22 protein-coding genes are annotated in these 23,734 nt (G+C 54.7%); 11 read left to right on the top strand and 11 right to left on the bottom strand.

Annotated features, from left to right (window positions below; all coding sequences use genetic code 11):
- Positions 1-7 precede the first annotated feature (7 nt).
- Positions 8-475, top strand: coding sequence for an L-2-amino-thiazoline-4-carboxylic acid hydrolase (locus EH55_RS11855; RefSeq protein ID WP_037978159.1), 468 nt, complete (start codon positions 8-10; stop codon positions 473-475).
- 120 nt (positions 476-595) lie between these two features.
- Here the strand turns inward: EH55_RS11855 and EH55_RS11860 are convergent, their stop codons facing one another.
- The 7 genes from EH55_RS11860 to rpmH all read right to left on the bottom strand — a co-directional run bounded on the left by EH55_RS11860 (position 596) and on the right by rpmH (position 5,380).
- Positions 596-2,119, bottom strand: coding sequence for a Do family serine endopeptidase (locus EH55_RS11860; RefSeq protein ID WP_037978160.1), 1,524 nt, complete (start codon positions 2,117-2,119; stop codon positions 596-598).
- A 137-nt stretch (positions 2,120-2,256) separates the two neighbouring features.
- Positions 2,257-3,027 carry a prolipoprotein diacylglyceryl transferase family protein gene (locus EH55_RS11865; protein WP_037978161.1) on the bottom strand — a complete coding sequence of 257 codons (771 nt, stop codon included), beginning with the start codon at positions 3,025-3,027 and terminating at the stop codon, positions 2,257-2,259.
- Positions 3,028-3,036: 9 nt separating this feature from the next.
- Positions 3,037-3,732 carry an RNA-binding cell elongation regulator Jag/EloR gene (gene jag, locus EH55_RS11870; protein ID WP_051682880.1) on the bottom strand — a complete coding sequence of 232 codons (696 nt, stop codon included), beginning with the start codon at positions 3,730-3,732 and terminating at the stop codon, positions 3,037-3,039.
- A gap of 3 nt (positions 3,733-3,735) precedes the next feature.
- Positions 3,736-4,542, bottom strand: a complete 807-nt coding sequence (locus EH55_RS11875; protein WP_037978164.1) for a YidC/Oxa1 family membrane protein insertase — start codon at positions 4,540-4,542, stop codon at positions 3,736-3,738.
- A gap of 5 nt (positions 4,543-4,547) precedes the next feature.
- Entirely contained in the window at positions 4,548-4,844 is a 297-nt protein-coding gene (gene yidD, locus EH55_RS13990) for a membrane protein insertion efficiency factor YidD (protein ID WP_070110184.1), read from the bottom strand.
- On the bottom strand, positions 4,835-5,239 hold the full coding sequence (gene rnpA / locus EH55_RS11885; RefSeq protein WP_037978165.1) for a ribonuclease P protein component: 405 nt from the start codon (positions 5,237-5,239) through the stop codon (positions 4,835-4,837). Before rnpA ends, yidD begins: the two co-directional genes overlap by 10 nt.
- A 6-nt stretch (positions 5,240-5,245) precedes the next feature.
- Positions 5,246-5,380: a 50S ribosomal protein L34 gene (gene rpmH, locus EH55_RS13995; RefSeq protein WP_081839579.1), complete on the bottom strand. Its 135-nt coding sequence runs from the start codon at positions 5,378-5,380 to the stop codon at positions 5,246-5,248.
- A gap of 212 nt (positions 5,381-5,592) precedes the next feature.
- On the opposite strand from rpmH, the gene rpsT reads away from it, so the two are divergent.
- The gene (gene rpsT / locus EH55_RS11890) at positions 5,593-5,859 is read left to right on the top strand and encodes a 30S ribosomal protein S20 (protein ID WP_037978166.1); all 267 of its coding nucleotides are present in this window, start codon (positions 5,593-5,595) and stop codon (positions 5,857-5,859) included.
- 56 nt (positions 5,860-5,915) lie between these two features.
- Here the strand turns inward: rpsT and holA are convergent, their stop codons facing one another.
- Entirely contained in the window at positions 5,916-6,857 is a 942-nt protein-coding gene (gene holA, locus EH55_RS11895; RefSeq protein WP_037978167.1) for a DNA polymerase III subunit delta, read from the bottom strand.
- A complete protein-coding gene (gene leuS, locus EH55_RS11900) occupies positions 6,857-9,355 on the bottom strand; it encodes a leucine--tRNA ligase (RefSeq protein WP_037978169.1) in 2,499 nt (832 codons plus the stop codon). Before leuS ends, holA begins: the two co-directional genes overlap by 1 nt.
- A 476-nt stretch (positions 9,356-9,831) precedes the next feature.
- Between leuS and serA the strand changes: the two genes are divergently transcribed.
- The 9 genes from serA to EH55_RS11945 all read left to right on the top strand — a co-directional run bounded on the left by serA (position 9,832) and on the right by EH55_RS11945 (position 21,256).
- On the top strand, positions 9,832-11,481 hold the full coding sequence (gene serA, locus EH55_RS11905; RefSeq protein ID WP_037978170.1) for a phosphoglycerate dehydrogenase: 1,650 nt from the start codon (positions 9,832-9,834) through the stop codon (positions 11,479-11,481).
- Between the two features lie 112 nt (positions 11,482-11,593).
- Positions 11,594-12,769, top strand: coding sequence for an ADP-ribosylglycohydrolase family protein (locus tag EH55_RS14000; protein ID WP_070110186.1), 1,176 nt, complete (start codon positions 11,594-11,596; stop codon positions 12,767-12,769).
- Between the two features lie 149 nt (positions 12,770-12,918).
- Complete coding sequence (locus tag EH55_RS11915) at positions 12,919-13,779, top strand: DMT family transporter (RefSeq protein ID WP_037978171.1); 861 nt, start codon at positions 12,919-12,921, stop codon at positions 13,777-13,779.
- 372 nt (positions 13,780-14,151) lie between these two features.
- Entirely contained in the window at positions 14,152-14,811 is a 660-nt protein-coding gene (locus EH55_RS11920) for a GntR family transcriptional regulator (RefSeq protein WP_037978172.1), read from the top strand.
- A 576-nt stretch (positions 14,812-15,387) separates the two neighbouring features.
- Positions 15,388-16,473: an NAD/NADP-dependent octopine/nopaline dehydrogenase family protein gene (locus EH55_RS11925; protein WP_037978173.1), complete on the top strand. Its 1,086-nt coding sequence runs from the start codon at positions 15,388-15,390 to the stop codon at positions 16,471-16,473.
- A gap of 131 nt (positions 16,474-16,604) precedes the next feature.
- On the top strand, positions 16,605-18,020 hold the full coding sequence (locus EH55_RS11930; RefSeq protein ID WP_037978175.1) for a Na+/H+ antiporter NhaC family protein: 1,416 nt from the start codon (positions 16,605-16,607) through the stop codon (positions 18,018-18,020).
- A 92-nt stretch (positions 18,021-18,112) separates the two neighbouring features.
- Positions 18,113-18,850, top strand: a complete 738-nt coding sequence (locus tag EH55_RS11935) for an aspartate/glutamate racemase family protein (RefSeq protein WP_037978176.1) — start codon at positions 18,113-18,115, stop codon at positions 18,848-18,850.
- Positions 18,851-18,905: 55 nt separating this feature from the next.
- Positions 18,906-19,874 (top strand): N(5)-(carboxyethyl)ornithine synthase, encoded by a 969-nt coding sequence (locus EH55_RS11940; RefSeq protein ID WP_037978177.1) that lies wholly within the window; start codon positions 18,906-18,908, stop codon positions 19,872-19,874.
- A 62-nt stretch (positions 19,875-19,936) separates the two neighbouring features.
- Positions 19,937-21,256 carry a saccharopine dehydrogenase C-terminal domain-containing protein gene (locus EH55_RS11945; protein ID WP_037978179.1) on the top strand — a complete coding sequence of 440 codons (1,320 nt, stop codon included), beginning with the start codon at positions 19,937-19,939 and terminating at the stop codon, positions 21,254-21,256.
- A 124-nt stretch (positions 21,257-21,380) separates the two neighbouring features.
- Here EH55_RS11945 and glpX read toward each other — a convergent pair whose 3' ends face one another.
- Both glpX and purB read right to left on the bottom strand, forming a co-directional pair.
- Complete coding sequence (gene glpX, locus EH55_RS11950; RefSeq protein WP_037978182.1) at positions 21,381-22,394, bottom strand: class II fructose-bisphosphatase; 1,014 nt, start codon at positions 22,392-22,394, stop codon at positions 21,381-21,383.
- 19 nt (positions 22,395-22,413) lie between these two features.
- On the bottom strand, positions 22,414-23,730 hold the full coding sequence (purB, locus tag EH55_RS11955; protein ID WP_037978184.1) for an adenylosuccinate lyase: 1,317 nt from the start codon (positions 23,728-23,730) through the stop codon (positions 22,414-22,416).
- Positions 23,731-23,734 lie beyond the last annotated feature (4 nt).

The raw sequence follows: 23,734 nt of genomic DNA on the forward strand, positions 1-23,734 counted from the left end.
CTTTTTGATGGGAAAGGGCAATGAGGTTCCTCTGCTTCGTCAGAGAGAGATCGAGGCAAAGGTGATCGCGCCGCTGATTCGTGCGTTCGCCGCCGAGATCGGAGAGGAAAGGGCGCGCCTGGTGGCGAAAGAGGCGATGAAGAAAATTTCGCGCGCCCAAGGCGAAGCCGTCGCAGCGAAATTCGGCGGCGGACTTGAATCTCTGAAAAATAACTGCATATCGGCGTGGCACAGCGGCGGCGAGCTCGAAATAGAAGAGAAAAAAGACGACGAGGGGGAGTATTCGTTCAACGTGAAGCGCTGCGCCTACGCCGAACTCTATGAAAAGCTCGGCTGCCGCGAACTCGGCGCCGTCATCTCATGCTCGCGCGATTTTGCGTTCCTCGACGGCTTCGACAGAGGGCTCGAACTGACGCGCACGAAAACTCTGATGGAGGGCGGTGACTGCTGCGATTTTTGCTACAGGAAGAAATAGCCGCTTTTCGCGACGCCGGACGCTGAGAGAAGCAAGCGGGGCACACGCCGGATTCGCGCGTGCCCCGCTTCTTGCCTCTTATTCGGCCGCTTCGCTCTGCATGAGGTGCGGCTCCATCTCTTATTCTCCGACTGAGATGAAGAGCGTCTGTCCCCGGCGCGAGACCAGAAGCCCGAGCGCCGCCTTTTCGTTCGCCATCGCGCGTTCCCAGTCCGCTATCGAGTCCATCTTGATGCGGTTAACTTCGAGAATCACATCTCCCCTGCGCAGTCCAAGATTCTGCCCTTGAGAGCCTGGCGCGACCCTCGTCACTACTACGCCCTCAGTCTCTGAGATGTTATACTCCTTCGCGAGCTCCTCGCTGTTCTTAACGACGGAGATCCCCCTCTTGGTCGACTCTTCGGGAGCCTCGCCCGCCCTCGGGCGCCTGCCCGTCGTTTGTCTCTTCGCGCCCTTCACGCTGTCGATGTCGCCGAGCTTGACCTCGATAGTCATCTTCTTGCCGTCGCGGTATATCTCGAACGGCACGATCTCGCCGGCGAGCTTGTTGCGCACAGCAAATACCACGTCTTCGCTGTTCTTTATGACGCTGTCTCCCACCTTGACGATGACGTCTCCGCGTTTCAGGCCGTAAGTGTCGGCCGGCGAATTTTTCTGAATGTCGGCTATGATCGAGCCTTCCTTGACCGGTATCTTGTACGCTTCGACGAGCGAGGGCGTAAGCTGCTGCACCGTCGCGCCGAGCCATCCGCGGCGCACTTCGCCGTGCTTGATGAGGTCGTCCATTATCTGTTTCGCCATGTTGACGGGAATCGCGAAGCCGATGCCCTGTGCGTAGGGAACTATAGCCGTGTTGATGCCGATGACGTTGCCGTTAAGGTCGATAAGTGGACCGCCGCTGTTGCCCGGGTTGATAGCCGCATCGGTCTGTAGGAAGCCCTGGAAATTCACCCCGGGAGCCTGAAGAGTCCTGTTCTTCGCGGAAATTATGCCGGCAGTGACGGTGTTCTCAAATCCGTGCGGGTTCCCTATCGCGACGACCTGCTCGCCGACCTGCGTCACGCTCGAATCGCCGAGCGGCAGAAACGGCAGGTCTTTCGCCTTGACCTGTATCACCGCCAGGTCGAAGGTCGGATCCTGCCCGACCTTCTTGGCGTCGAACATGCGCCCGTCGAGCAGCGTTACCTTTATCTTGTCCGCGTCCTCGACGACGTGGTTGTTCGTCAATATATAGCCTTCTTTGCTGACTATGAAGCCCGAGCCCTTGCCCCTGACGGGAACTTTGCGCGCCCGGCCCCCCTGCTGCCCGAAGAAATTGTCTCCGAAGAATTCCTCGAAGAACGGATCGCCTTTGAAAGGATTCACCATCGGCTGCTGCGTCACCATCGTCTCGACGTCGATGTTAACGACGGCCGGAGAGCTCTTCTTCACTATGTCGACGTAGGGATTCCTCTGCGCGTATTCCGAGTCCGTTGAGGCCGCCGCCGCTCCCTGCGGGCTTTCGGCTTTTTCGATACCGCCGCCGGACACTGTATATCTTGTCGCGAGATACGAGCCGCACGTCCCGCCGGCAAAGAGCACGAGCGCGGCGAGCGAAGCCGCCCCGAATTTTTTAATTCCGCCGTTCAAATCGAACTTTCCCATGGAAAAACACCTCCGAGTTTTTTTCCCATTTATTTCATTTCATTATAATAGGCGTATGGTCAAACTAAGTCAATAAAGATTATATGTGATTTTTATGAGGATTTTGTGACGGCGACTCAGCCTGCGCTCGCTTTGCGTCAGCCGCGGGAAGCGCAGCGCTCTCCGATGAAAGATGCGGCAAGCCATAAGACGCCGGCGAGAGCCGCGGCTGCCCACAGCACGCGCGCCTCCGGCGAGACGGCTTCGCGGTACGCGTCGAAGAGGAGCCGATAGAGCGAATAAAGAAGCATATAAAGCGGGAAGCAGAACGCGTGTCTCGTGCCGCCGCGCTTCTTCCGCAGATATTTTTCGACGGCGAGAAGCAGAAGCAGCGAGGCAAAGGAGAGGAGCGACTCTGCGAGCTGCGAGGGAAAGCGGTAAAATCCGCGCGCGTCGTTCCGCATATGGACGGTCCAGCAGGGAGGAGAGGCGTAAAATTTTCCGACGCCTGCGCAGCAGCCTTCGAGAAAGCATCCTATACGGCCGACCGCCATCATCGCGGCAGCCGGAAGCGCCGCGCTTTCGGCGAACGCTTCGATTCTCATGCCGCGCTTCTTCAGAGACCAGAGCGCCGTCAGCCCGCCGGCAAGAATTCCCCCCCACGACTCGAGCCCGCTAAGCGCGGCGCCCAGCGCTATTTCACCGGCAAAGAAGCGCGGAAGCTTTTCGGTCACCGCGGCCGCGTAAGAGCCTAGGACGCCGGCGCAGTAGACGCGCAGTAGGACGGAAGTCACGTCGCCGTCCTCCATGCCCCACAGCCTTTCGGCGCGCCTGCGCGTCCATGCGACGAATATAAATAAAGCTGAAGCCCACAGCACGTAATAGCTGCGGACTTCAAGAAAAGAAATTTTCAATATTACCGGAAACATCGTTTCCTTTTACCTGTTGCTGAACTTACCGCGCGGCGGGCGGCGTCTGCCGCGTTCGCGCGAAGCTCCTCCAAGCGGGCAGACGAGCACGCGGCGCATCGGCTCCTCGCCTATCGAGCGCGTCTCGACGTCCCTGTTGTCGCGCAGCGTGATATGTATCAGGCGTCTCTCCCAGCTCGTCATGGGTTCAAGGCTCACAGGCGAGCCCTTGCGCTTCGCCTCGCGCGCTATCGACTCGGCGAGGCGGCGCAGCGTCTGCTCGCGGCGTTCGCGGTAGCCGCCGCAGTCGAAGCGGACGCGGCGGGTCGATATATCGTCGTGGCAGACGAGGTTTGTGATATACTCGAGCGCCTTCAGCGTTTCGCCGTAGCGCCCTATCACGACTCCTGCATCCTCACCGACGAGATTTATGATTCCGTCGTCGGTAAGTTCGGGAATGAGATCCAGATCCATCTTGTCGAGTATCTCATTGACGAAATGGCAGGAGCGTATATAGGAGACCGGCGCGAAGGGCTTCACTTCCACCCTGTAGGTCGAGCCGAGCAGGCCGAAAAGCTTTTTATCCTCGGAGAGCACCGTAGCGTCGACGTCCTCCGGCTTGATTCCCCATTTTTTCGCGCCTTTCTTTTTAGCTTCGTCGATCGAGGCGCATTCAAAAACTTCGCTTTCTATTTCTGGCATCGGTATCTGTTCCGTATCTTTCATAATTTATTCCTCATCATCGTCGTCCGCCACGTTGACCGGCTTGTTTTTATGCAGCACCGGCTTTACGGCCATTTCCTCGCTCGTCTTCTTCATCACGAAATACTGCTGCGCCACTCCTATCAGAGAGGAAAGCCCCCAATAGAGCATCACGCCGCCCGGCATCGAAAGGCATATAAAAGCCATGAAGAAGGGCATTATCGTGTTCATCATCGCCATCTGCGGGTTGCTGCCGCCGGAAAGCTTCTGCTGAGCCCAGGTCAGGAAGGAAATGCCGACAAGAAGCGCGAGGTTCCCGAGGTAATAATGAACGTTCGCGAGCCCGCCGGGATTCGTGAAGAGGGCCGAAAGCGCCGTCATAATATGGTACTCTCCGTTCGCGGCAGGCGCGACGCCGAGCGCTTTGGAAAGTCCGGCGGTCGTCGAAGAGCCGAGAAGCACCCCGAAGAAGGAGGTGTCGGCGAAGTCGTAGGTCCGCAGAACATTGAAAAGTAGAATCAATATAGGAAGCTGTACGAGAAGGGGAAGGCAGCCCGCCGCCGGATTGACCTTGTATTCCCTGTAGAGACGCATCGTCTCTTCCTGCATTTTCTGTTTGTCGTTCGCAAATTTCTCCTGGATGACCTTCAGCCTCGGCTGTATCTTCTGCATCTGCTGCATCGAGAGCATCTGCTTCTGGTTCAAAGGATACAGCGCGATCCTTACCGCTATTGTCAAGAGAATGATCGCAAATCCGTAAGAGTTCGTGATCCCGTAGAAAAACTCAAGTATCTTGAGAAGGAGATCGCTCGCTCCGCTCCATATCGCGCCCAAAACCTTCACCTAACCTTTCGAAGTCCGCTTCGATTTTTAGTGAGATATTTCCTGCCGAACATTGCCGCAATCTCGTCGCGTCCCGGCACAGGGTCGAAGCCGCCCTCGTGCCACGGCCCGCACTTTACAATCCGAGCGGCCGATAGCCTCAATCCTATCAGAGGCCCGTATTTGGAGATCGCCTCGGCCGCGTACTCCGAGCATGAGGGATAAAATCTGCACTTCGCCATGCCGAGGTGCGGGGAGAGGATCGACCGATACGCCTTTATGCAAAAGAGCATACAAAACGTTACTATACGCATTTTCCGCCGTCTTTTGAATCGACGGTCCAGCCTCGGTTTTTCCATTCCTTCGTCAAAAGCCCGCGGCGCTTGAGCGATTTTGCGACATCCTCATAGATATCGTCCGCCTTCGCGTCGAGCGCGTTTTCGCGCAGCGACGCCACGATCCATACGCCGTCCTTAACCCACGGCAGAAGCCTGCGCAGAGCTTCGCGCATAACGCGGCGCCCCCTCGTCCTCTTGACGGCGCGCGCAATTTTCTTCCCCACCGTGACTCCGGCGAGAGCCGAGTTTCCCCTGTCCGTCAAAAACGACAATCGCACCAACGCGCCGGTTTCTCGGCGCCCGGTGCGGAATACAAGGTCAAACTGCCACCCTCTTTTGAGCCTCTTTGCGGCAGGGAAGCCAAAATCCACAGCAAATCAGACGGCGAGACGCGCCCTGCCCTTACGGCGACGATTTCTGAGAATGCGGCGCCCGCTGGGGGATGCGGAACGTTCAAGGAAGCCCATCGCGCGCTTGCGTCTTACGTTGTGCGGTTGAAATGTCCGTTTCATGAAACTACACCTCCTGCGTCTTTCATCGTTATCAAACTATCAAAAATTCTTTTCAGAATAATTAGCTCTCAAACAACCTGTTAAATATAGCATAGAGTTTGCGTTGCCGCAAGAAAATCTTACTTTTTCGGCCAGGAAAATTTTTAAGGTATTGCGCAAGGGCGCGTATATGTGCTAAGATGGTCGCTGTCTTTGTGAAGGAGGTGACGGCATTGCCAAACAAGAAATCAGCAAAGAAACGAGTCCTGGTCGCTGAGAGAAACCGCATTTACAACCGTTTCTGGAAGACCCGCTGCAAAAACGCAGTGAAGAAGTTCCTGGAAGCGGTGGAGAGCAAGGACGTGGAGCTCGCTAATAAGAGAATGAATGACGCTCAGGGCGTATTGGACAAGGCGGTAGTCAAGGGCGTCGTTCACCGTAACACTGTCGCGCGCCGCAAGTCCAGCATGGCGGCGAAAATCAAAGCGCTCTCTGCGTAGGCTGCGAACATCCTCAAAATAAAAAATGCGGAGCTCAAAAGAGTTCCGCTTGTTTTTTATATGCGCGCCCCCGGCGCCTTACCCATCAGCTTTATCACAGCCGCTTCGAGCCCGCGCCACCCGGCGCCGGCGCCGCTTCTTTCTTCTATATTTATTCTGATCAGATCCGAGATGAATTCCGTCATCGCCGCATGCCCGTATCTCCTGTCGGCCTGCGCGGCCATGCGCCAAGCGTAATCCTTGGCGCCGAGCGCCTTCGCGAACGCCGCGGCGTCGCGGCCGAGTCCCGCATACCACGCGAGCCTCATGCGGTTATGCAGGGGCACGAGCGCCGGTATCAGATCCTCCGCCTTCGACATCGCGCCGAGGCTCTTAAGAACGCCGGCTATTTCACCGGTGCAGAGGCCGTCGAGCAGGCGCAGAAGATTCCTGCCGCCGTCGTCGAGACAGAGTTCCTCTACGTCGGCGGCCGTTACCGCCGAAAATTTTTTGAGCAGGCCGAGGCTTTTGAGCTGTGCGCGTATCTCCTCGGGGTCCTCGAGCAGCTCGACTATCATCGCGATCCCCTCCGGCGCGACGTTCACGCCGAGCTCCTTTGCAAGCGCCGCTACCCACATCTGGCGTTCGCGCGGCCAGCGAGGAAATTCCGCGGCCTTTACGGTGCGGCACCTCGCCAGCACTTCTTTGGGGATGAACTTCGACGGCTGCGATTTGACGTCGCTTTCGTATACGAGCACGAGGACCACCGCAGCGGAGGGCGCTACCATGAAGGAGAGTTTCTCCGGAAAAGCGCCGAGAAGCGGCGCCGCTTCCACAATTATATATCTCTTCTCATCAAAAAGGCCGCCGGTCATGTTGTCGGAAAGAAGGGAGCTCCACTCCCCTCCTTCCCCTTTTCCTGCGGCCGCGTATCCTTTTTTTTCAAGATCGGCGCAGCTCTTCTCAAGAAGGCGCCTTTGAGCGGTCCCCGAGGCGGCGATCAGCAGGAGAGCCGGCATCAGCCTTTCACCACTATGTTCACCAGCTTGCCCGGCACGGCTATCGTCTTGACTATTTCCCTGCCCTCGAGGCGTTTTTTAGTCGCTTCGCGTCCCATCACTTCGGCGAGCAGCTCCTCCTTCGAGAGCCCCGCCGCGACCTCGAACTGCTCGCGGACCTTGCCGTTAATTTGAAGCACGACCGTCGCGCTGTCCGCTACGAGCGCGCTTTCGTCGACCTCGAACCATTTGTGCGTCGAGAGGAAATCTTCGTTGCCGAGCATTTGCCACAGCTCTTCCGTTATATGAGGGGCGAATGGCGACAGGCAGCAGAGCAGCGTCTCGACGCCCTCGCGCTTAACGGCCCGGCCTTTGTCGTCCTTCGGAGCGAATGAGAGTAGAGCGTTCGCAAGTTCCATCAGACGGGCTACCGCGGTGTTGAACTGGCGTTCGTCGCGGATATCCTTCGTCACGCGGTCGAGCGTGCTGTGGATTGTGCGCTTCATGTCGCGTTCTGCCGGAGCGCTCAGATCGCTCATCTTCACGCGCCGTCCCGAGCCCTTTTTCAGCTCCTCTACGTTCTGCTCGACGAGCCTGAAGACGCGTCCGAGGAAGCGATGCGCGCCCTCCACGCCGCTTTCGGACCAGTCGAGGTCCTTTTCAGGAGGCGCTGCGAAGAGTATGAAGAGGCGCGCCGTGTCCGCACCGTATCTTTTGATTATCTCGTCCGGGTCGACGACGTTGCCTAAAGACTTGGACATCTTCGCCCCATCCTTTATCACCATGCCCTGGGTCAGCAGGCGCTTGAACGGCTCGCGCATGTCGGAGGGCAGAAGTCCGAGGTCGGAGAGGACCTTGGTGAAGAATCTCGCGTATATAAGGTGCAGGCACGCATGTTCGATTCCGCCGATGTACTGGTCTACCGTCATCCAATACTTCGCCGCCTCCTTGTCGAAAGGCTTGTCGTCGCACCAGGGAGACGTGTATCTGTCGAAATACCACGACGAGCAGAAGAAGGTGTCCATCGTGTCCGTTTCGCGGCGCGCCGGCCCTCCGCAGAGAGGGCAGGTCGTGTTGTACCAGTCGGGGCGCAGCGCCAGCGGGTTGCCGCCGTTCTTCGGCATCTCTATGTCGAGCGGCAGCTCCACGGGCAGCTGATCCTCCGGCACGGGAACGATCCCACAGCGGTCGCAGTAGACCATCGGTATCGGAGTGCCCCAGTAGCGCTGGCGCGATATCAGCCAATCGCGCAGACGGAAGCGTATTTCCCTCTTTCCCCTGCCGTGCTCTTCGAACCAGTCGGCCGCCTTCTTGATCGCCTCCTCCGTCGGCAGCCCGTCGAGGAAGCCGGAATTGCACGCCACTCCGTCGGCCGCCGCCGCCGAAGGCATTGTGGCTCCGTCCGGCGCTGGGCCGTCGGCTGGACGCACGACGGCGACGACCGGTATGTCATATTTGCGCGCGAAGTCGAAATCGCGCTGATCGTGGGCGGGGACGCCCATGATCGCGCCGGTGCCGTAATCCATCAGGATGTAGTCGGCGATCCAAATAGGCGCCTTCTCTCCCGTCAGCGGATTGATCGCGAAAAAGCCGGTGTCGATTCCTTCCTTATCGACTCCGACGGCCGTGCGCTCTATAGTGCTGCGCGACGCCATTCTCTTCACGAAGGCGCGCATCTCTTCCGCTTTTTCGCCGCCGGCCATTTCGGCGAATTTCTCCACGCAGGGATGCTCCGCGGCGAGCGCGACGAAGGTGACGCCGAAGATCGTGTCGATGCGCGTCGTGAAGGCTTCGAGCTTCAGATCGGTATCGGCGACCTCCATCTCGAAATGGACGCCCTCCGAACGCCCTATCCAGTTGCGCTGCATCGTCACGACGCGCTCCGGCCAGCCTTTCAATTCGTCGAGGCAGTCGACGAGCTCCTGCGCGTAATCCGTGATGCGTATGAACCACTGGTCGAGGTTGCGCTTCGTCACAGGAGTGCCGCAGCGCCAGCAGACGCCTTCACCGACCACCTGTTCGTTGGCCAGCACCGTCTGGCACTTCTCGCACCAGTTGACCGGCGCGTGCCTGCGGTAGACGAGCCCCTTCTTATAGAACTGCAGGAAAAGCCACTGATTCCATTTATAGTAGTTGACGTTGCAGGTCTCGACGCGGCGCCTCCAGTCATAGCTGTAACCGGCGCGCTTCAGCTGCTGCGTCATATGTTCGATGTTGCTCCACGTCCAGTCGGAGGGAGCTGTGTTGTTCTTTATCGCCGCATTTTCCGCCGGCATTCCGAAAGAGTCGAATCCCATCGGATAAAGGACGTTCTTGCCCTGCATGCGCAGAAATCTCGCGAAGAGGTCGCCTATCGAATAGTTGCGCAAGTGCCCCATATGCAGCGCGCCCGAGGGATAGGGAAACATTTCGAGACAATAAAACTTTTCTTTGCTGGGGTCGGGTTCGGCTTCAAAAATCTTCGCGTCGGCCCACTTCTTCTGCCACTTCGGTTCTATGGCGGAAAAATCGTACGGCATCTATCTCTCTCCTTAAAATGAAGATTTTTCTTTTGCACATCGTAGTATTATATACATTGAGCTAAGCAAGGTCAAACTTGAGCGCCCGGCGGCGGACGCGCCTAACAAAAATATTGACACTGCCGTCGCTTTGGCGTATAAAGATAACGAAGTTAATGTTTTGGCAGAGGAGAGCGAAAACAGTGCGCACAGCTTTTGCATCACGGTCAATATCTTCGATTCCCTCCGGACTTTCATCGTGCGGATGTATTTCGTCGTGCCGCAGGTCTCGGAGCGTTTAGCCGCGATGCAGTAGTTCAGAGCGCTGACAAAAGGCTGCGTTATCGAGACCGGAGGTTTCTTCGGTCTCTTTTTATTTTTCTGAAACGGGGGTTTTATAGCGACTGGGATCTGGACGGCGGAGAAAAATATTTTGGGCGCATTTGCCAAAACGGCCTGCAAATTACCACGCATAATGGACGATGGGAGCTGTGATCATGGATAGCAACAAATGGAAAATACTCGTTACCGAAAAGGTCGGGGAGGCCGGGCTCGATATTTTCAGGAACGCGCCCGACGCCGAGCTTGACATAAAGATAGGGCTCACGGAAGAGGAGCTCACAAAAATAATGCCGAACTACGACGGCGTACTGACGCGCAGCGGCACGACGATGGACGAGAAGAAGATCGAAGCCGGCAGAAAGCTGAAGGTCATCGGCCGCGCCGGCGTCGGCGTCGACAATATAGACCTCGCCGCCGCGAGCCGCCGCGGGATCATCGTCATCAACGCGCCGAGCGGCAACACCTTAGCCGCGGCGGAGCTCACTATGGCGAACATGCTCGCCGTCATCCGCCGCGTACCGCAGGCCTGCGCGTCGCTTCACGGCGGCAAGTGGGAGAGGAATAAATTCCTCGGCCGTCAGCTCAGTAACAGGCGTCTGCTTATCATTGGGCTCGGGCGAATCGGCAGCGAGATATCCAAGCGCGCGCACGCCTTCGACATGGAGGTCATCGCATACGACCCGTACATTCCGCAGAAGAAGGCCGATTCTCTGCACGTTGAGCTCGTAGACGACCTCGAGGGTGCAATATCCCTCGCGGACGTCGTCACGATACACACTCCGCTCACAGAAGAGACGACTAATATGATCGACGAGGAGACGCTCCGCGCCTTCAAGCAGGGCGCTTACCTTATCAACTGCGCTCGCGGCGGGATCGTGGAGGAAGCCGCCGTCGCCAGGGCGGTGCGCGACGGCCGCCTCGCCGGCTTCGCGACGGACGTCTACGCGTCGGAGCCGCTGAGCCACGATCACCCCTTCCTCGCGGAGGATATAGCGGACAGGATAGTGATAACGCCCCATATCGGAGCAAACACGGTGGAGGCGCAGTCAGAGGTCTCGCGCATCGCGGCGCAGAATATGCTTCTCGTCCTCCGCGGCGAGCCGTACGTGCACGCGGTGAACCTGCCGTTCATGGAGCAGGCCCTGAACGCCGACCAGCGCATGTATCTGTCGCTCGCGCGCAAACTCGGGGTGCTCGCCGCGAAGCTCGCGCAGATTCGCGGCGCGGCGGCGCACAACTGCCACGTGACCCTGCGCGGCGCGCTCTTCGCGGACGACGAAAGGCTCGCGGCGAACCAGCTGCGCCCATACACCATCGCTCTGCTCAAGGGCATGCTCGAGGTAAGCATCGGCTCTTCCGTGACCTACATGATCGCGCCGCTGCTCGCAAAGGACAGGCACATTTCGATCGACGAGAGCTCCGGCGATTCAAAGACCTATAAGAATACGATCGAAGTCGAGCTCGAAACGGAAAAGGGTCCCGTCTCGCTGCTCGCCACGATCACTGAAGAGGGACGCCAGCGTGTCGTCCGCGTCAACGACTACTGGGTTGACTTCGTGCCGAGCGGCAAGCTGCTGATCTTCCAGAATCACGACCGCCCAGGCGTCATCGGCAAAATAGGGAGCCTGCTCGGCGCGGCGAACGTCAACATTGCAAGCTTCGCGCTCGGGCGCAAGGAGGGCAGCGGGCTCGCCTTAGGAGCGCTGGAAATCGACGGAGAGACCGACGAGGCGCTTCGCAGCGAGCTCATGAAGAACGGCGACATGATCTGGGTGACGACTGTCGACTTCTCAAACGCCAGCTGAAAAATTTTCAAAAAAACGCACGCACCGCATTTTTATTGGTACGCGCGCCGCTGGCGAGGGTTGTAGTATAATGATAGCCGTTGAACTTAAATAATTAAGCGAGTGATGATAAATGTTAGGCGCGCTTGTTGGCGACATCGTGGGCTCGGTCTTTGAACGGACGCCGCATAAATCAAAGAAATTCGAATTCATAAACGAGAAAAGCCGCTTTACCGACGACAGCGTGCTGACCATAGCGACTGCGGACGCGCTGCTGCACGGAAGCGGCTATACGTCCGCGTTCAAAAGCTGGGGACGCGCGTATCCGAAAGCCGGCTACGGGCAGAAATTTTTCCGCTGGTGCCTCTCCGACGGCGAGGAGATAGGCGACAGCTGCGGGAACGGCTCGGCGATGCGCGTTTCGCCGGTCGCCTGGGCCTTCGACACGCTCGACGAGGTGCTCGCGGAGGCGAAGAAGAGCGCGCTTCCCAGCCACAGCCACCCGGAAGGGATAAGAGGCGCTCAGGCGGTCGCCGCCGCGATATTCCTCGCGCGCGGCGGCAAAAGCAAGGATGAGATAAAGGATTACATCTCGAAGGAGTTCAAATACGACCTCGGCCGTACGCTCGACGAGATACGTCCTAAATATTCCTTCGACGCGACGTGTCAGGGCAGCGTCCCCGAAGCGATAATCGCCTTCCTCGAATCAGAAAATTTTGAAGACGCAGTCAGCAACGCCGTATCGCTGGGCGGAGATGCGGACACGCAGGCCTGCATTGCTGGGGCGATAGCCGAAGCGTTTTACGGCGGAGTCTCCAAGCGCTGGGTCTCGATGCTTCCGATACTGCTGCCCCAGGAAGCGCTGCATGTCATCGAAGAATTCAACAGGAAGTATCTCGCTTCGCGCTACAACTTTTTCTGCTGCGCGACGGAGAGCGAAGAAGGCAGGGCGGCCGAAAAGGGCATGCCCTACGATATAGTGAAGCTGCGTCCCGAAAGCTGCCGCTGGTGGGTCAGGAACTTAGAGGGCGACGACGAAGTGTGGGCCTTCGCCACGGAAGGCGACGACCGAAAGGCCGCCGTCTACTTCTCCACAGAGACGCCGGTGATATTCGACGAGCTCTGCTTCGATTCCTTCGAGGACGCCTTCGTCGCCCTCGCGAGAAACGGCTTCGACCTATTCTTTGAAAATTACGCTTACTACGACGGCTACGGCTACGCGCCGGCGCCGCCGAGCGGGCGCTTTGCGATAGAGCCTCACCCGATATTCTCCGCCGGCACGGATTGGGAGCGGCGCTCCGGCGGTTAAATCCCCAAAAATGCGCACGGCGCAGCGCCGCCATCGCATCTAAAGGCTAATTGCGCTTTTTCCGCATTTACAAAAGCACCGGCAAACATTTAAAATGACGGTGTGTAAGGCGCTCTATGCCGAACTGATTTTTTAAAGAGGGGCGCGCAATGGACAAAAGGCTCGGCGGGCTGCTGCAGATTCACGCGGCGGTTCTGCTCTTCGGACTGACCGGGATATTCGGCAAATCTATAAACCTGCCGGCGAGATACATCACTCTCGGCAGAGTCTTCTTTGCGTCCTTTTCCATGGGGCTCTTCTTCCTCGTCAGAAAACGCGACGTCAGGCTGAAAAGCGCGAAAGATTACGCGGCGATAATTTTCGTCGGCGCGCTGCTCGCTTTCCACTGGACGGCGTTTTACACCTCGGTGCAGATATCCACGGTCGCAATCGCGTTGCTTACCTTCGCCGCCTATCCGATCTTCGTGACCTTCATCGAACCTGCGATGTTCGGAGAAAAGCTGAAAAAGATAGACGTCTTGTTCTCGTTCATAATGTTTGCCGGAGTGCTCTTGATAGTGCCGGCCTTCGACCTCGGCAACAACATGACCGTAGGGCTCCTGTGGGGCCTGGCGGCCAGCGTGGTATTCGCCTTTATGTCCCTGCTGAACAGAAAATTCGCGTCAAACTACGGTGGCAGCGTCGTCGCGTTTTACGAACAGGGCGCGGCGGCGCTCTTTTTGTCGCCGATACTGCTCTTTTACCGCCCTGCGGCGACGGCTCGCGACATGGGGCTGCTCGTTCTGCTCGGCATACTCTTTACCGGAGTGGCTCATTCGCTCTTTATCGGAGGGATGAAATACGTCCGCGCGCAGACCGCCGGAATCATAGCAAGCCTTGAGAGCGTCTACGGGATCATTTCGGCGGCGCTGCTGCTGGGCGAAATCCCCTCCGTCCGAGAGCTGATCGGAGGCGCTATAATCCTCGGCACCGCCTTTTACTCGACGCTGCGCTCGCAGAAAGAAGGATAGCACGCCTAATTTAATTATTTTCTACCAGGCAATATATTTATCCTAAAGTTATATCGCAAACACCAATTCTCTGTTTATTCAGTCCATGCCGTCATGCTGTTGCAAATACCTTGGCAATCAGATTTCTCAAATGAAAAGTACCGCCCATTACTGAATTTGTTGTTAGTCGCTTGGGTGAATGTCAGGACGGAGATGACCAGTTAGCGGTTTTGTTGATGTTTGAACAGTGCATGTTTAGGTGAGAATTGCCGCGAACAGCTATGTCCTCTATAATTGAGGCTGCGCACAAGGTAACATCTTATATGGTATCTTATGCTTGTGATGAAGTTTATAATATCTACTTCTTAAGAAGATAGTGCAGGTGAATATTTAATGGAAAACGCCGAAGAAAGAGCATACAGACTGATTATCAACGAAATACTCTCTGGCGTATATCATCCGGGAGATTTTTTACTAGAGCTTGATATCGCAGCCCAAATGGAAATGAGCCGGACCCCTGTGAGCCGTGCTTTAAGCCGCCTTGTGGCCGAAGGCTTCCTGAAGAAAATGCCTAAAAAGGGCTGCTACATTCCTATCCCCACGCCAAAAGATGCTGAACTCGTATTCACGGCGCGTCAGGTAGCCGAAGGCGAGGCAACCGCACTTGCGGCGGCGAATGTGACCGAAGAAGATATACTGACGTTGGAAAGCATCGTGGCGCAGGATAAATACATAATGGATGCCGGAGATAAAGAACGGTGGGCCAAGATAAACGAGGCCTTCCACCTTTCAATAGCGAAGCTCTGCAATAACCCATATATTGAAAAATGGGCAAAGAACATGTTTTGGCACTCCAATGTATATATTTTTTACTTTGACGGTTTTTACAAACCATCAGATATTGTTATAGAGCACCAGACACCCGCTCAGCATCGAGAGATCATCGCCGCGATAAAGGAAAGAGATGTCAAAAAGGCCCGCAGCGCGATGAAGCGGCATATTTACACTACATACACAAAACTCCTGCTGCCGCAGGGCATTGAAAAAAATTGACCTGTTGTCTCTCCTATACGTTATAAAACATGTCTTTTAACCGGCAAACTTTCGCCATTGAGTTCCGCCTAATCCTTCCACAGTATAGACGTTTAGCAGACATATCCCCGGTTATTAAGAAGATATCAAATCGCGGCCCGCTTTGACGAGACTAACTCGCCGTTCTCGTCAGCTTTTCCTATGCGCCGCTTTTACACACCTCAAAAAATTCCGATATCCGTATAAATGGCGCGGATGCAGTTTCTTTTATTATCTCTAATGTTAACGATACGATAACTACATTATACATACATACATTCATACATACTATGGATACAACGTGAAATCAAGAGAAAAGCAAGAGACTGAAATTAGAAAAATATTAATCCATGGTCTTTTGCCTGCCTATGATTGTTATAATACCGCGTGAATTAGGACATTAAAATTGTAACATATATTTATTTATTTTTATAGTTGACATAAATTATATTTAATGCTACATTATGTGCTATGCAATAATTCATTAATGTATTCATTAAAATATGTATTTAAAAATACATTAATGAGTTTATAAAAAGCAAAGGGGGAGTTTTTACTATGAAAGTCGCCGTCTTGGGCTCCGGTAATGGCGGATGCGCCGTTGCCTTTGATTTTGCACAGCATGGGCATGACGTCTATCTTTACGACCAGCCGCAGTTTCCCCAAAACATTTCAGCAGTGGCAAAGGCAGGCGGGATCCGTGCCAGCGGCGAGCTTAAAGGATTTGCGAGGATCGCCGGCGCCGGCCATGACGCAGAATGCACCTTGAAAGACGCCGATATAATATTCGTCGTCGGCCCGTCATATTCAACAATTCCCTTCGCTGAGACATGCAAACCGTTTATTGAAGAGAGGCAGATGGTCGTGGTCTGCCCAGGTTCATGCGGAGGTGCGATAGTTTTTAAGAAAACGTTGGACGAAGAGCTTGTCTCGCAAAAGTATATCATCGCCGAGACGTCGACTCTTCCATACGCCGTCCGCGCGGACGGTGCTGGGAACATCCAGGTTTTCAATAAACTGAAAGGGGGACTTTTTCTCGCTGGACTACCGGGCTCGTGCGGACAAAAAGTTCTCGATCAGATAAAAGAGGTATATCCCCATATGAGCCTTGCGCGAAATGTTATGCATACCTTCCTGCAAAATGGGAATCCCGTAATCCATCCAGCAGTCGTGATTATGAACGCTGCGCTCACGGAGCGCGATAAAAGCGGTTTCATGTTTTATGAAGAGGGTATAACACCGGCGGTAGGGCGCCTTATGAAGGCCGTCGACGACGAAAGGATAGCCATAGCCCGCGCTATAGGTATCGAAGTCATTCCAGATCCGCGTTTGGGCTGCATGCAGGGTTATCAGGATGAAGAAAATTACGACCATAGTTATAACGTGGCCAGAGGCTTCAAGGGAATCGCCGCCCCGGAGACGCTGCGGAGCAGGTATTTGATCGAGGATGTCGGGCACAGCATGATAATATTGCGCGCCCTGGCAGAAATGGTCGGCATCAAGACGCCTACTATGGACGCCATCATCAGGATTGCTTCGGTCATACTTGAAGAAGAACTGTTGGAGCGCGCGGATCAAGAGCTGGCACATCTAGGATTGGATAATATCGGTATCGAAAAGTTTATGGAATTAGTCAATAAATAATACCTATAAAATACGCAACTTTGCAATTTGTCGAAAGGGGGTAACTGTCTTCGCCAACGGCATGGATACTCTTCAAACAATATTATCAGTGCCAACTATGAGAAATACCTAAACAGAAAGGAGCTTTTAAAATGGAAGCAATGGCGACAAAAGGAATTTTTTCGTTAATACCAGTGTTTGTCACTCTTTTCCTTGCATTCAAAACAAAAGACGCCGTATTTTCTTTAATTGTCGGCTGTATTATCGGTGTATGCCTTGCGGGATCCGATCCTGCTACCGGCATGTCGAAGCTTTTCCAAGCCGCGTTGGGGAATGCTGATTTTATTTGGGTCATGATGATAGAGGTTGCGGTTGGGATAATGATAGCTTTTTATATGAGAGCTGACGTCATCTCGGCGTTCGCTGAGGCGGCGCGCTATAAGATCAAAAGCCGCCGCGCCGCTTCCGGCATAGGATGGTTGTTGGGAATTTTCATATTCTTCAGCGACTATTTCAGCCCTCTCTTTTGTGGTCCGATTTGCCGTCCGATAACGGACTCGCATAAAGTCTCTCGTGAGATGCTCGCATATACTCTGGACTCAGGAAGTGGCCCTGTCTGCACCTTAGTTCCGCTTTCCGGTTGGGCCGTTTATATGGCAGGTCTTCTAAAGGGGCATGGACCTATTGATTCGGCCGAGGTTGGTATGTCGGTATTTATTTCGTCGATACCTTACAATTTCTATGGATGGCTAGCCGTCGTAGTCTGTGGCCTTTTCGCCTGCCAGGTGTTGCCAAACTTCGGTCCCATGAAAAAAGCCGAAGAGCGCGCGAAGAATGAGGGCAAGGTCATACGCGACGGGGCCATACCTTTGGCAGGTCCTGAGCTCGATCAAATAGAAAAGATTCCCGGCAAAAGAGCAAATATCCTTGTTTACCTTATCATTCCCGTCCTTCTCCTTATAAGTATAGCGGTCGGAACGTTTGTCACATTACATAGTGTTAAAATTCTCGAGGCCTTCTTCGCCGTCATCATGTATCAGTCCGTAGTGATGGCCTTCGGAGGTTATTTTAAGAGCATCAGAGACTACACGGAAACGGCGACCGCCGGCATCAAGGCCGTCCTTCCGGCCATACTCATACTCGCGCTTGCCTACTGCATCAACACCATCTCAAAGAATCTAGGCGCACAGCAATATGTAATGGAGCTGACCAAGGCATGGATGACGCCAGCTCTGCTACCGGCGCTTACTTTCGCTGCCGGCGCATGCATCTCGTTTTTCACCGGTACATCGTGGGGAACATATGCCATTCTTGTTCCGTTCTCAATCCCCATTGCTATGAATCTGTCTGGCGGACAACTTACTCCTATAGTCTTTGCCACAGTGTCGGCAATTATGGGGGGCGGCCTCTTCGGCGACCATTGCTCTCCCGTATCGGACACAACATGTTTATCGTCTTTCGGCGCAGCATGCGACCACATGGACCACGTAACGACACAGCTTCCGTATGCCCTTGGCTGTGCGGCTGCAGCGCTTATACTGTTTGGAATATTAGGCATAGCGCTGTAACAGGTACATAGACAAGGCAGATACGTGCAGATCATTGTTATATCATAATAGAAAAGTGATTTTTTCTTTAAGCAGTATATGAGGGTATATTTATGCAAAACGTATGTTCCGCTAAAATAGCGATTCTCTGCTGGGAAGAGGGGCAGATCCCGCGAGGGTTGATGCAGCTTGAAGCACTTGTGGGAAACAGCACCAATCCTGCCTCTTATTTTTTCCCGGTACGTTTTTGCCGAATAAAGGGCACCAATATAGAGACGGTGCTCGAAAATCCGAGTGAAAACGTGTTGAAAAACATGATAGAGGAATCAAAAAAACTTATAGGCGAAGGGATAGAGGTCGTTACGACAAGCTGCGGCTTCAACGCTATATTTCAACGCGAACTTTCCGCCGCGCTGCCTGTTCCCGTTTTCACCTCAAGCCTGCTGCAACTCCCATTTGTCAATAGCTTTCTCGCCCCCGGCAAGTCAACGGCCGTGATCACGGCGAAAAAAAGGGCGTTAAAAGGGGAACATCTCAGGGCCGTGGGTATAACGCCGGAGATGAGGGTGGAAATTTTCGGCATGGAGGATTCTCCTGAGTGGAATAAAATTTTCACCCGTCCGGATGAATTTTTTGACATGGATTTGGTTGCAAAGGAGGTTGTAGCAACGGCGGTAAAGGCAGTGCGAGAATATCCGGAGATAGGGGCCTTCGTGCTAGAATGCACGGACCTGCCCCCCTTTTCTAAGGCCATACGTGAGGCAGTTAAGCTGCCAGTTTTTGACTTTATCACTATGATGTGCTATGCGGCGCGGTCGGTCGGGATACGGACTGATTGTTCCGCATTATAGAAAATACGCGGCAGTCAAAAGCAAATGCATAAATAAAGATAGGAGAACGAGAGATATGAACAGCTTAAAAACGGTTGGCTTCCCCATCAACGATAAGGAAAACGAAAAGCGCCGCAGCCTGCTTCCAACGGATCTAAAAAGAATCAAACATACAGGAATGATATACATAGAGGAGGGGTACGGGGAGGTGTTGGGCATACCGGACGAGGCATACGTAAAAAGCGGGGCTCAGGTCGCGTCAAGAAAAGAAATACTCGACAAAGATATTATATGTGACGCAAAGATTGGAGACGCCGCATATCTTGCGGAGCTGCGCGAAGGACAGATCATTTTTGGCTGGGTCCACGCCGTACAAAACCGTGAAATAACGGATGCCATAGTGGATAACAAATTGACGGCCTATGCGTGGGAAGATATGTTTGAGCTTACGCGTCACTTGTTTTGGCGCAACAACCAGATGGCCGGCGAGGCTGCCGTCATGCATGCTTATCTTTGTTACGGCAGAATGCCATATGAGACGAAAGTCGCCGTGCTCGGCAAGGGCAATGTGGCGCAGGGCGCGATAAAAATACTCACCAAGCTCGGCGCCGACGTCACGATATACGATATCCAGGATGAGACGTTGTTTAAAAAAGATTTTAAACAGTATGACGTTGTCGTAAACGCCGTACTGTGGGACACGAAGCGTAAGGACCACATAATCTATGAACGCGACCTCCCAGAGATGAAGCACGGCTCAATGATCGTCGACATAAGCTGCGACAAGCATGGCGGGATAGAGAGCTCCGTGCCGACGACGATAGAGGAGCCATATTTCTTCAAGGGCGGCGTAATGCACTATGCGGTGGACCACACGCCCTCTCTCTTCTATAAGACGACGTCGGCCTGTATTTCCGTTATAGTTTCAAGGTATATCGACGAACTTATAACAGACGAGCCAGATGATATACTGAAGAAATCGCTGATAATAGAGGGGGGCGTCATACTCGACCAGCGAATAAAAGATTTTCAAAACAGATGCTGACGTATGTATGCGGCTACCTACAGGGGCTCCCTTTTCTTATTTTTTGATTGGAGGAATACCTTATGAAAAAAGTACTGTTGTTCGGCGCTGGACGTATCGCCGGGCCGTACATAGATTATCTGACACGCAAAGGAGACTGTGAACTGATCGCAGCCGACATTTCGTCTGACAGCCTGGCTCGTGTCGCTGGACTCTCGGAAAGAATTACCGTTGAAAGGATGGATGCCTCCAACGACGTCGAAGCCATTATTGATAGATATGCGCCGGATGTCGTGAGTATTTTTCTACCTCCAGAATGCTTAAGGGAAGCTGTACATATATGTATGGAGAAAAACGTCAACGTCGTGCATCCGATCTATCTTTCGGACGAACTGCGCGCAATGCAGGAAGAGATAGAGGCACGTAGATTGATTGTTATCGCCGAGCTCGGCCTTGATCCCGGAATAGACCATATGGCTGCCGCGCGGACGATAGATAAGATACACGCGCGCGGCGGCGCCGTGGAATCGTTTAGGTCCCTCTGTGGGGCGCTGCCGGCGCCGGACTCCAATGTGAATCCGTGGGGCTATAAGCTCTCGTGGTCGCCGGCCACGCTGATAGCGGCCAGCAAACGCACGGCAAAGATCCTAGAGAACGGCGAAGAGATTGTCTGGCCCAACGGCGAAACATACGAACATCCATTCTTATATGACATTGATGGGTTAGGCACCTTTGAAGCCTACGCAAATGCGGATGCCGCGGTATATGCCGCCGTCTACAACATTCCAGAGGCGAAGTCCATATACAGAGGCACACTGCGCTATCCTGGCTGGTGTGAGACTATCTCTTACATGAATCGGATCGGCTATTTCGAAACATCTCAGAAGGAGACAAAGGGGCTAACTTTTGCCGACTTTACCTCGCGCCAATGCGGTTTCCCGGGAAAAGAGGCAAAGGAAGCGATGATGAGGCGCTTTAATTTAAATCCATGGTCGGCCTTCATCATGCGGATGGAATGGCTCGGCTTCTTTGAGGATAGGGCGCTTCCTTTTGACGCCGGCTCTCCGCGCGACGTAGTGTCGCACTTGTTTGCGGAAAAACTGAATTTTACCGAAAAAGAGCGTGACATTGTAATCCTCTACGACACGGTGCGGGCAAGATACCCCGATGGGAGAAGAAAAGAGTACAAGTCCGTGCTGATCGATTACGGCGTCCCCGGCAAGTGGACCTCCTGCGCAAGGACTACCGGCGTTCCTCCGGCAGTCGCGGTTAGATTTATACTCGAAGGGAAAATATCAACGCCCGGCCTTTATACCCCTACGTCGCGGGAGATATACGAGCCGGTCCTTAATGAGCTCGAGAACGAGGGCATAATATTAGATGAGTATGAGTCGGATCTATAAAGCAAACCCCGGCAAATCAGCGCGAACACGAGAAAGAAAGCGGCATATCGTGTGAACAGGCAAGCGGCGGGCATTTGGATGTCCGCCGCTTGCTTGATTCAAATCTTAAATTTAAATCGCAGGATTATAGGCAGGAATAGCCGCCGAGGGAGGGGGCGCCGTATTTGATGCCGCTTATCTCGTCCAGCTTCTGCACGTTGTGGACCGCATTTATGTAGCGCATCGTTCCGCTCTTAGCGCGCATGACGAGCGACGACGTTTCGATTCCGTCTCCCGAATAACGGACTCCTTTGAGCCATTCGCCGTCTGTGACGCCGGTCGCGGCGAAGAATACGTTTTCGCAGCTGACGAGGTCGTTGAGCGTGAGGACCTTGTTGACGTCCATCCCCTTTTCCTTGCATTTTTCGCGCTCTTCGTCGTTGCGCGGCCAGAGTTTGCACTGCATGTTGCCGCCGACGCATTTGAACGCGCAGGCCGTGATGACCGCTTCGGGCGAACCGCCGACGCCCATCAGAAGGTCGATGCCGGAGTTCGGCTTACAGGTCGAAAGGGCTCCGGCGACGTCGCCGTCCGGTATGAGGCGGATGCGCGCGCGCATCGAGCGAATCTCCTTGATGAGCTCCGCGTGGCGCGGCCTGTCAAGGACGATCACCGTCACGTCTTCGACCGACTTTCTCAGAGCGCGCGCGACGGCCCTGATGTTGTCCGACGGAGAGGCTTCGATGTTGATCGCGTGCGCCGCGAGAGGGCCGGTGGCGATCTTATCCATGTAGAATATGTGCTGCGGGTTGAAGAGGGTTCCGCGTTCCGCAAAGGCGACTACGCTGACTGCGTTCGGAAGTCCGAGCGACGTAAGGCGCGTGCCGTCGATCGGGTCGACCGCTATATCGACCTTCGGCTCCTCGCCGGTGCCGAGCTTTTCACCGTTGAAAAGCATCGGCGCTTCGTCTTTTTCTCCTTCACCGATTACGACTACGCCGTCCATTTCGACAGTATTGAGAATAAAGCGCATCGCGTTAACTGCAGCTCCGTCGACTCCATTCTTATCCCCACGTCCCATCCAGCGTCCGGCGGCCATAGCAGCGGCTTCGGTCGCACGAACCATTTCAAGAGCCAGGTTTCTGTCAGGTGCAGACATGATAAACTCCTCCGTATTTTTATTTTGAAGCTTCGGCGCCGCCTAATTCGGGAAAGCGGGCGAAGACTTCGTCTATGTGTTTAAGATAATACCCCAAATCAAACAAACTTTCCAGTTCAGAATGAGTCGTTTTGCTTATACGCGGGTCGCTCTTAAGCAGCTCGAGGAGCGGTATTTTTTCGTTCCAGCAGCGCATCGCGTCGTCCTGCGCGATAGCGTAGGCCGCCTCGCGGCTGATTCCTTCGTTTTCAACGAGGGCGATGAGAACGCGCCCCGAGAAGAGCAGCCCCTTCGTGATGTCGAGGTCCTTCATCATTTTGTCTGTGTCGACGGCGAGGCCGCTCATGATCTGTATCATCTTTTTCGTCATGTAGTGGGCGAGGTGGAAAGCGTCGGGCCACATCACGCGCTCGACCGACGAATGGCTTATGTCGCGCTCGTGCCACAGCGCGATGTCTTCGAGCGCCGGCAGCGCGAAGCCCCTCAGCAGGCGCGACATACCGCAGACTCTCTCGCAGAGTATCGGGTTTTTCTTGTGGGGCATCGCCGAGGAGCCTTTCTGCCCCTTTTTGAAAGGCTCTATCGCTTCGAGAACCTCCGTGCGCTGCAGATGGCGGATCTCCAGCGCTAAGCGCTCGAGCGTCCCCCCCGCTATCGCGAGGTCCGTGACGATTCTCGCGTGCCTGTCGCGCTGGATTATCTGCGTCGAGACGGGGTCTACGGCAAGGCCGAGCAGCTCGCATACCCTCGCTTCTATCTTCGGCGGGCAGTTCGCGTAGGTCCCGACCGCGCCGGAGAGTTTGCCGACCATTATCTCTTTTTTCGTCTGGTTGAGGCGCTCTATGTCGCGTCCGAGCTCGGCGTAGTGGTTGAGCAGCTTGAGGCCGAAGGTCGTCGGCTCGGCGTGCACTCCGTGGGTGCGTCCCGGGCAGGAAGCCAATTTATATTCGACGGCCTTCCCTCCGAGCAGCTTGTGCAGCTTTTTCATCTCGGCGACCACTACGTCGAGGCTCTCGCCGAGCAGCAGCGACGACGCCGTGTCGATCACGTCGCTGCTCGTCAGGCCGAGATGCACGAAGCGCCCCGACTCCCCTATAGTTTCGGCCACGCTCGAAACGAACGCGATGACATCGTGCTGCGTCACCTCTTCGATCTCGCGTATGCGTTCGACGGAAAATCCGGCGCGCTCAATAATGTTTTTGCAGTCCTCGTCGGGTATGGCTCCGGCTTCGTTCCAAGCCCGCACCGCCGCGAGCTCGACGTCGAGCCAGCGGCGGAATCTGTTTTCGTCCGTCCAAATCTTTTTTATTTCTGGCGTTTCGTAGCGCGGTATCACAGGA

The organism is Synergistes jonesii, assembly GCF_000712295.1.
In the GTDB taxonomy this organism is placed as follows: Bacteria; Synergistota; Synergistia; order Synergistales; family Synergistaceae; genus Synergistes; species Synergistes jonesii.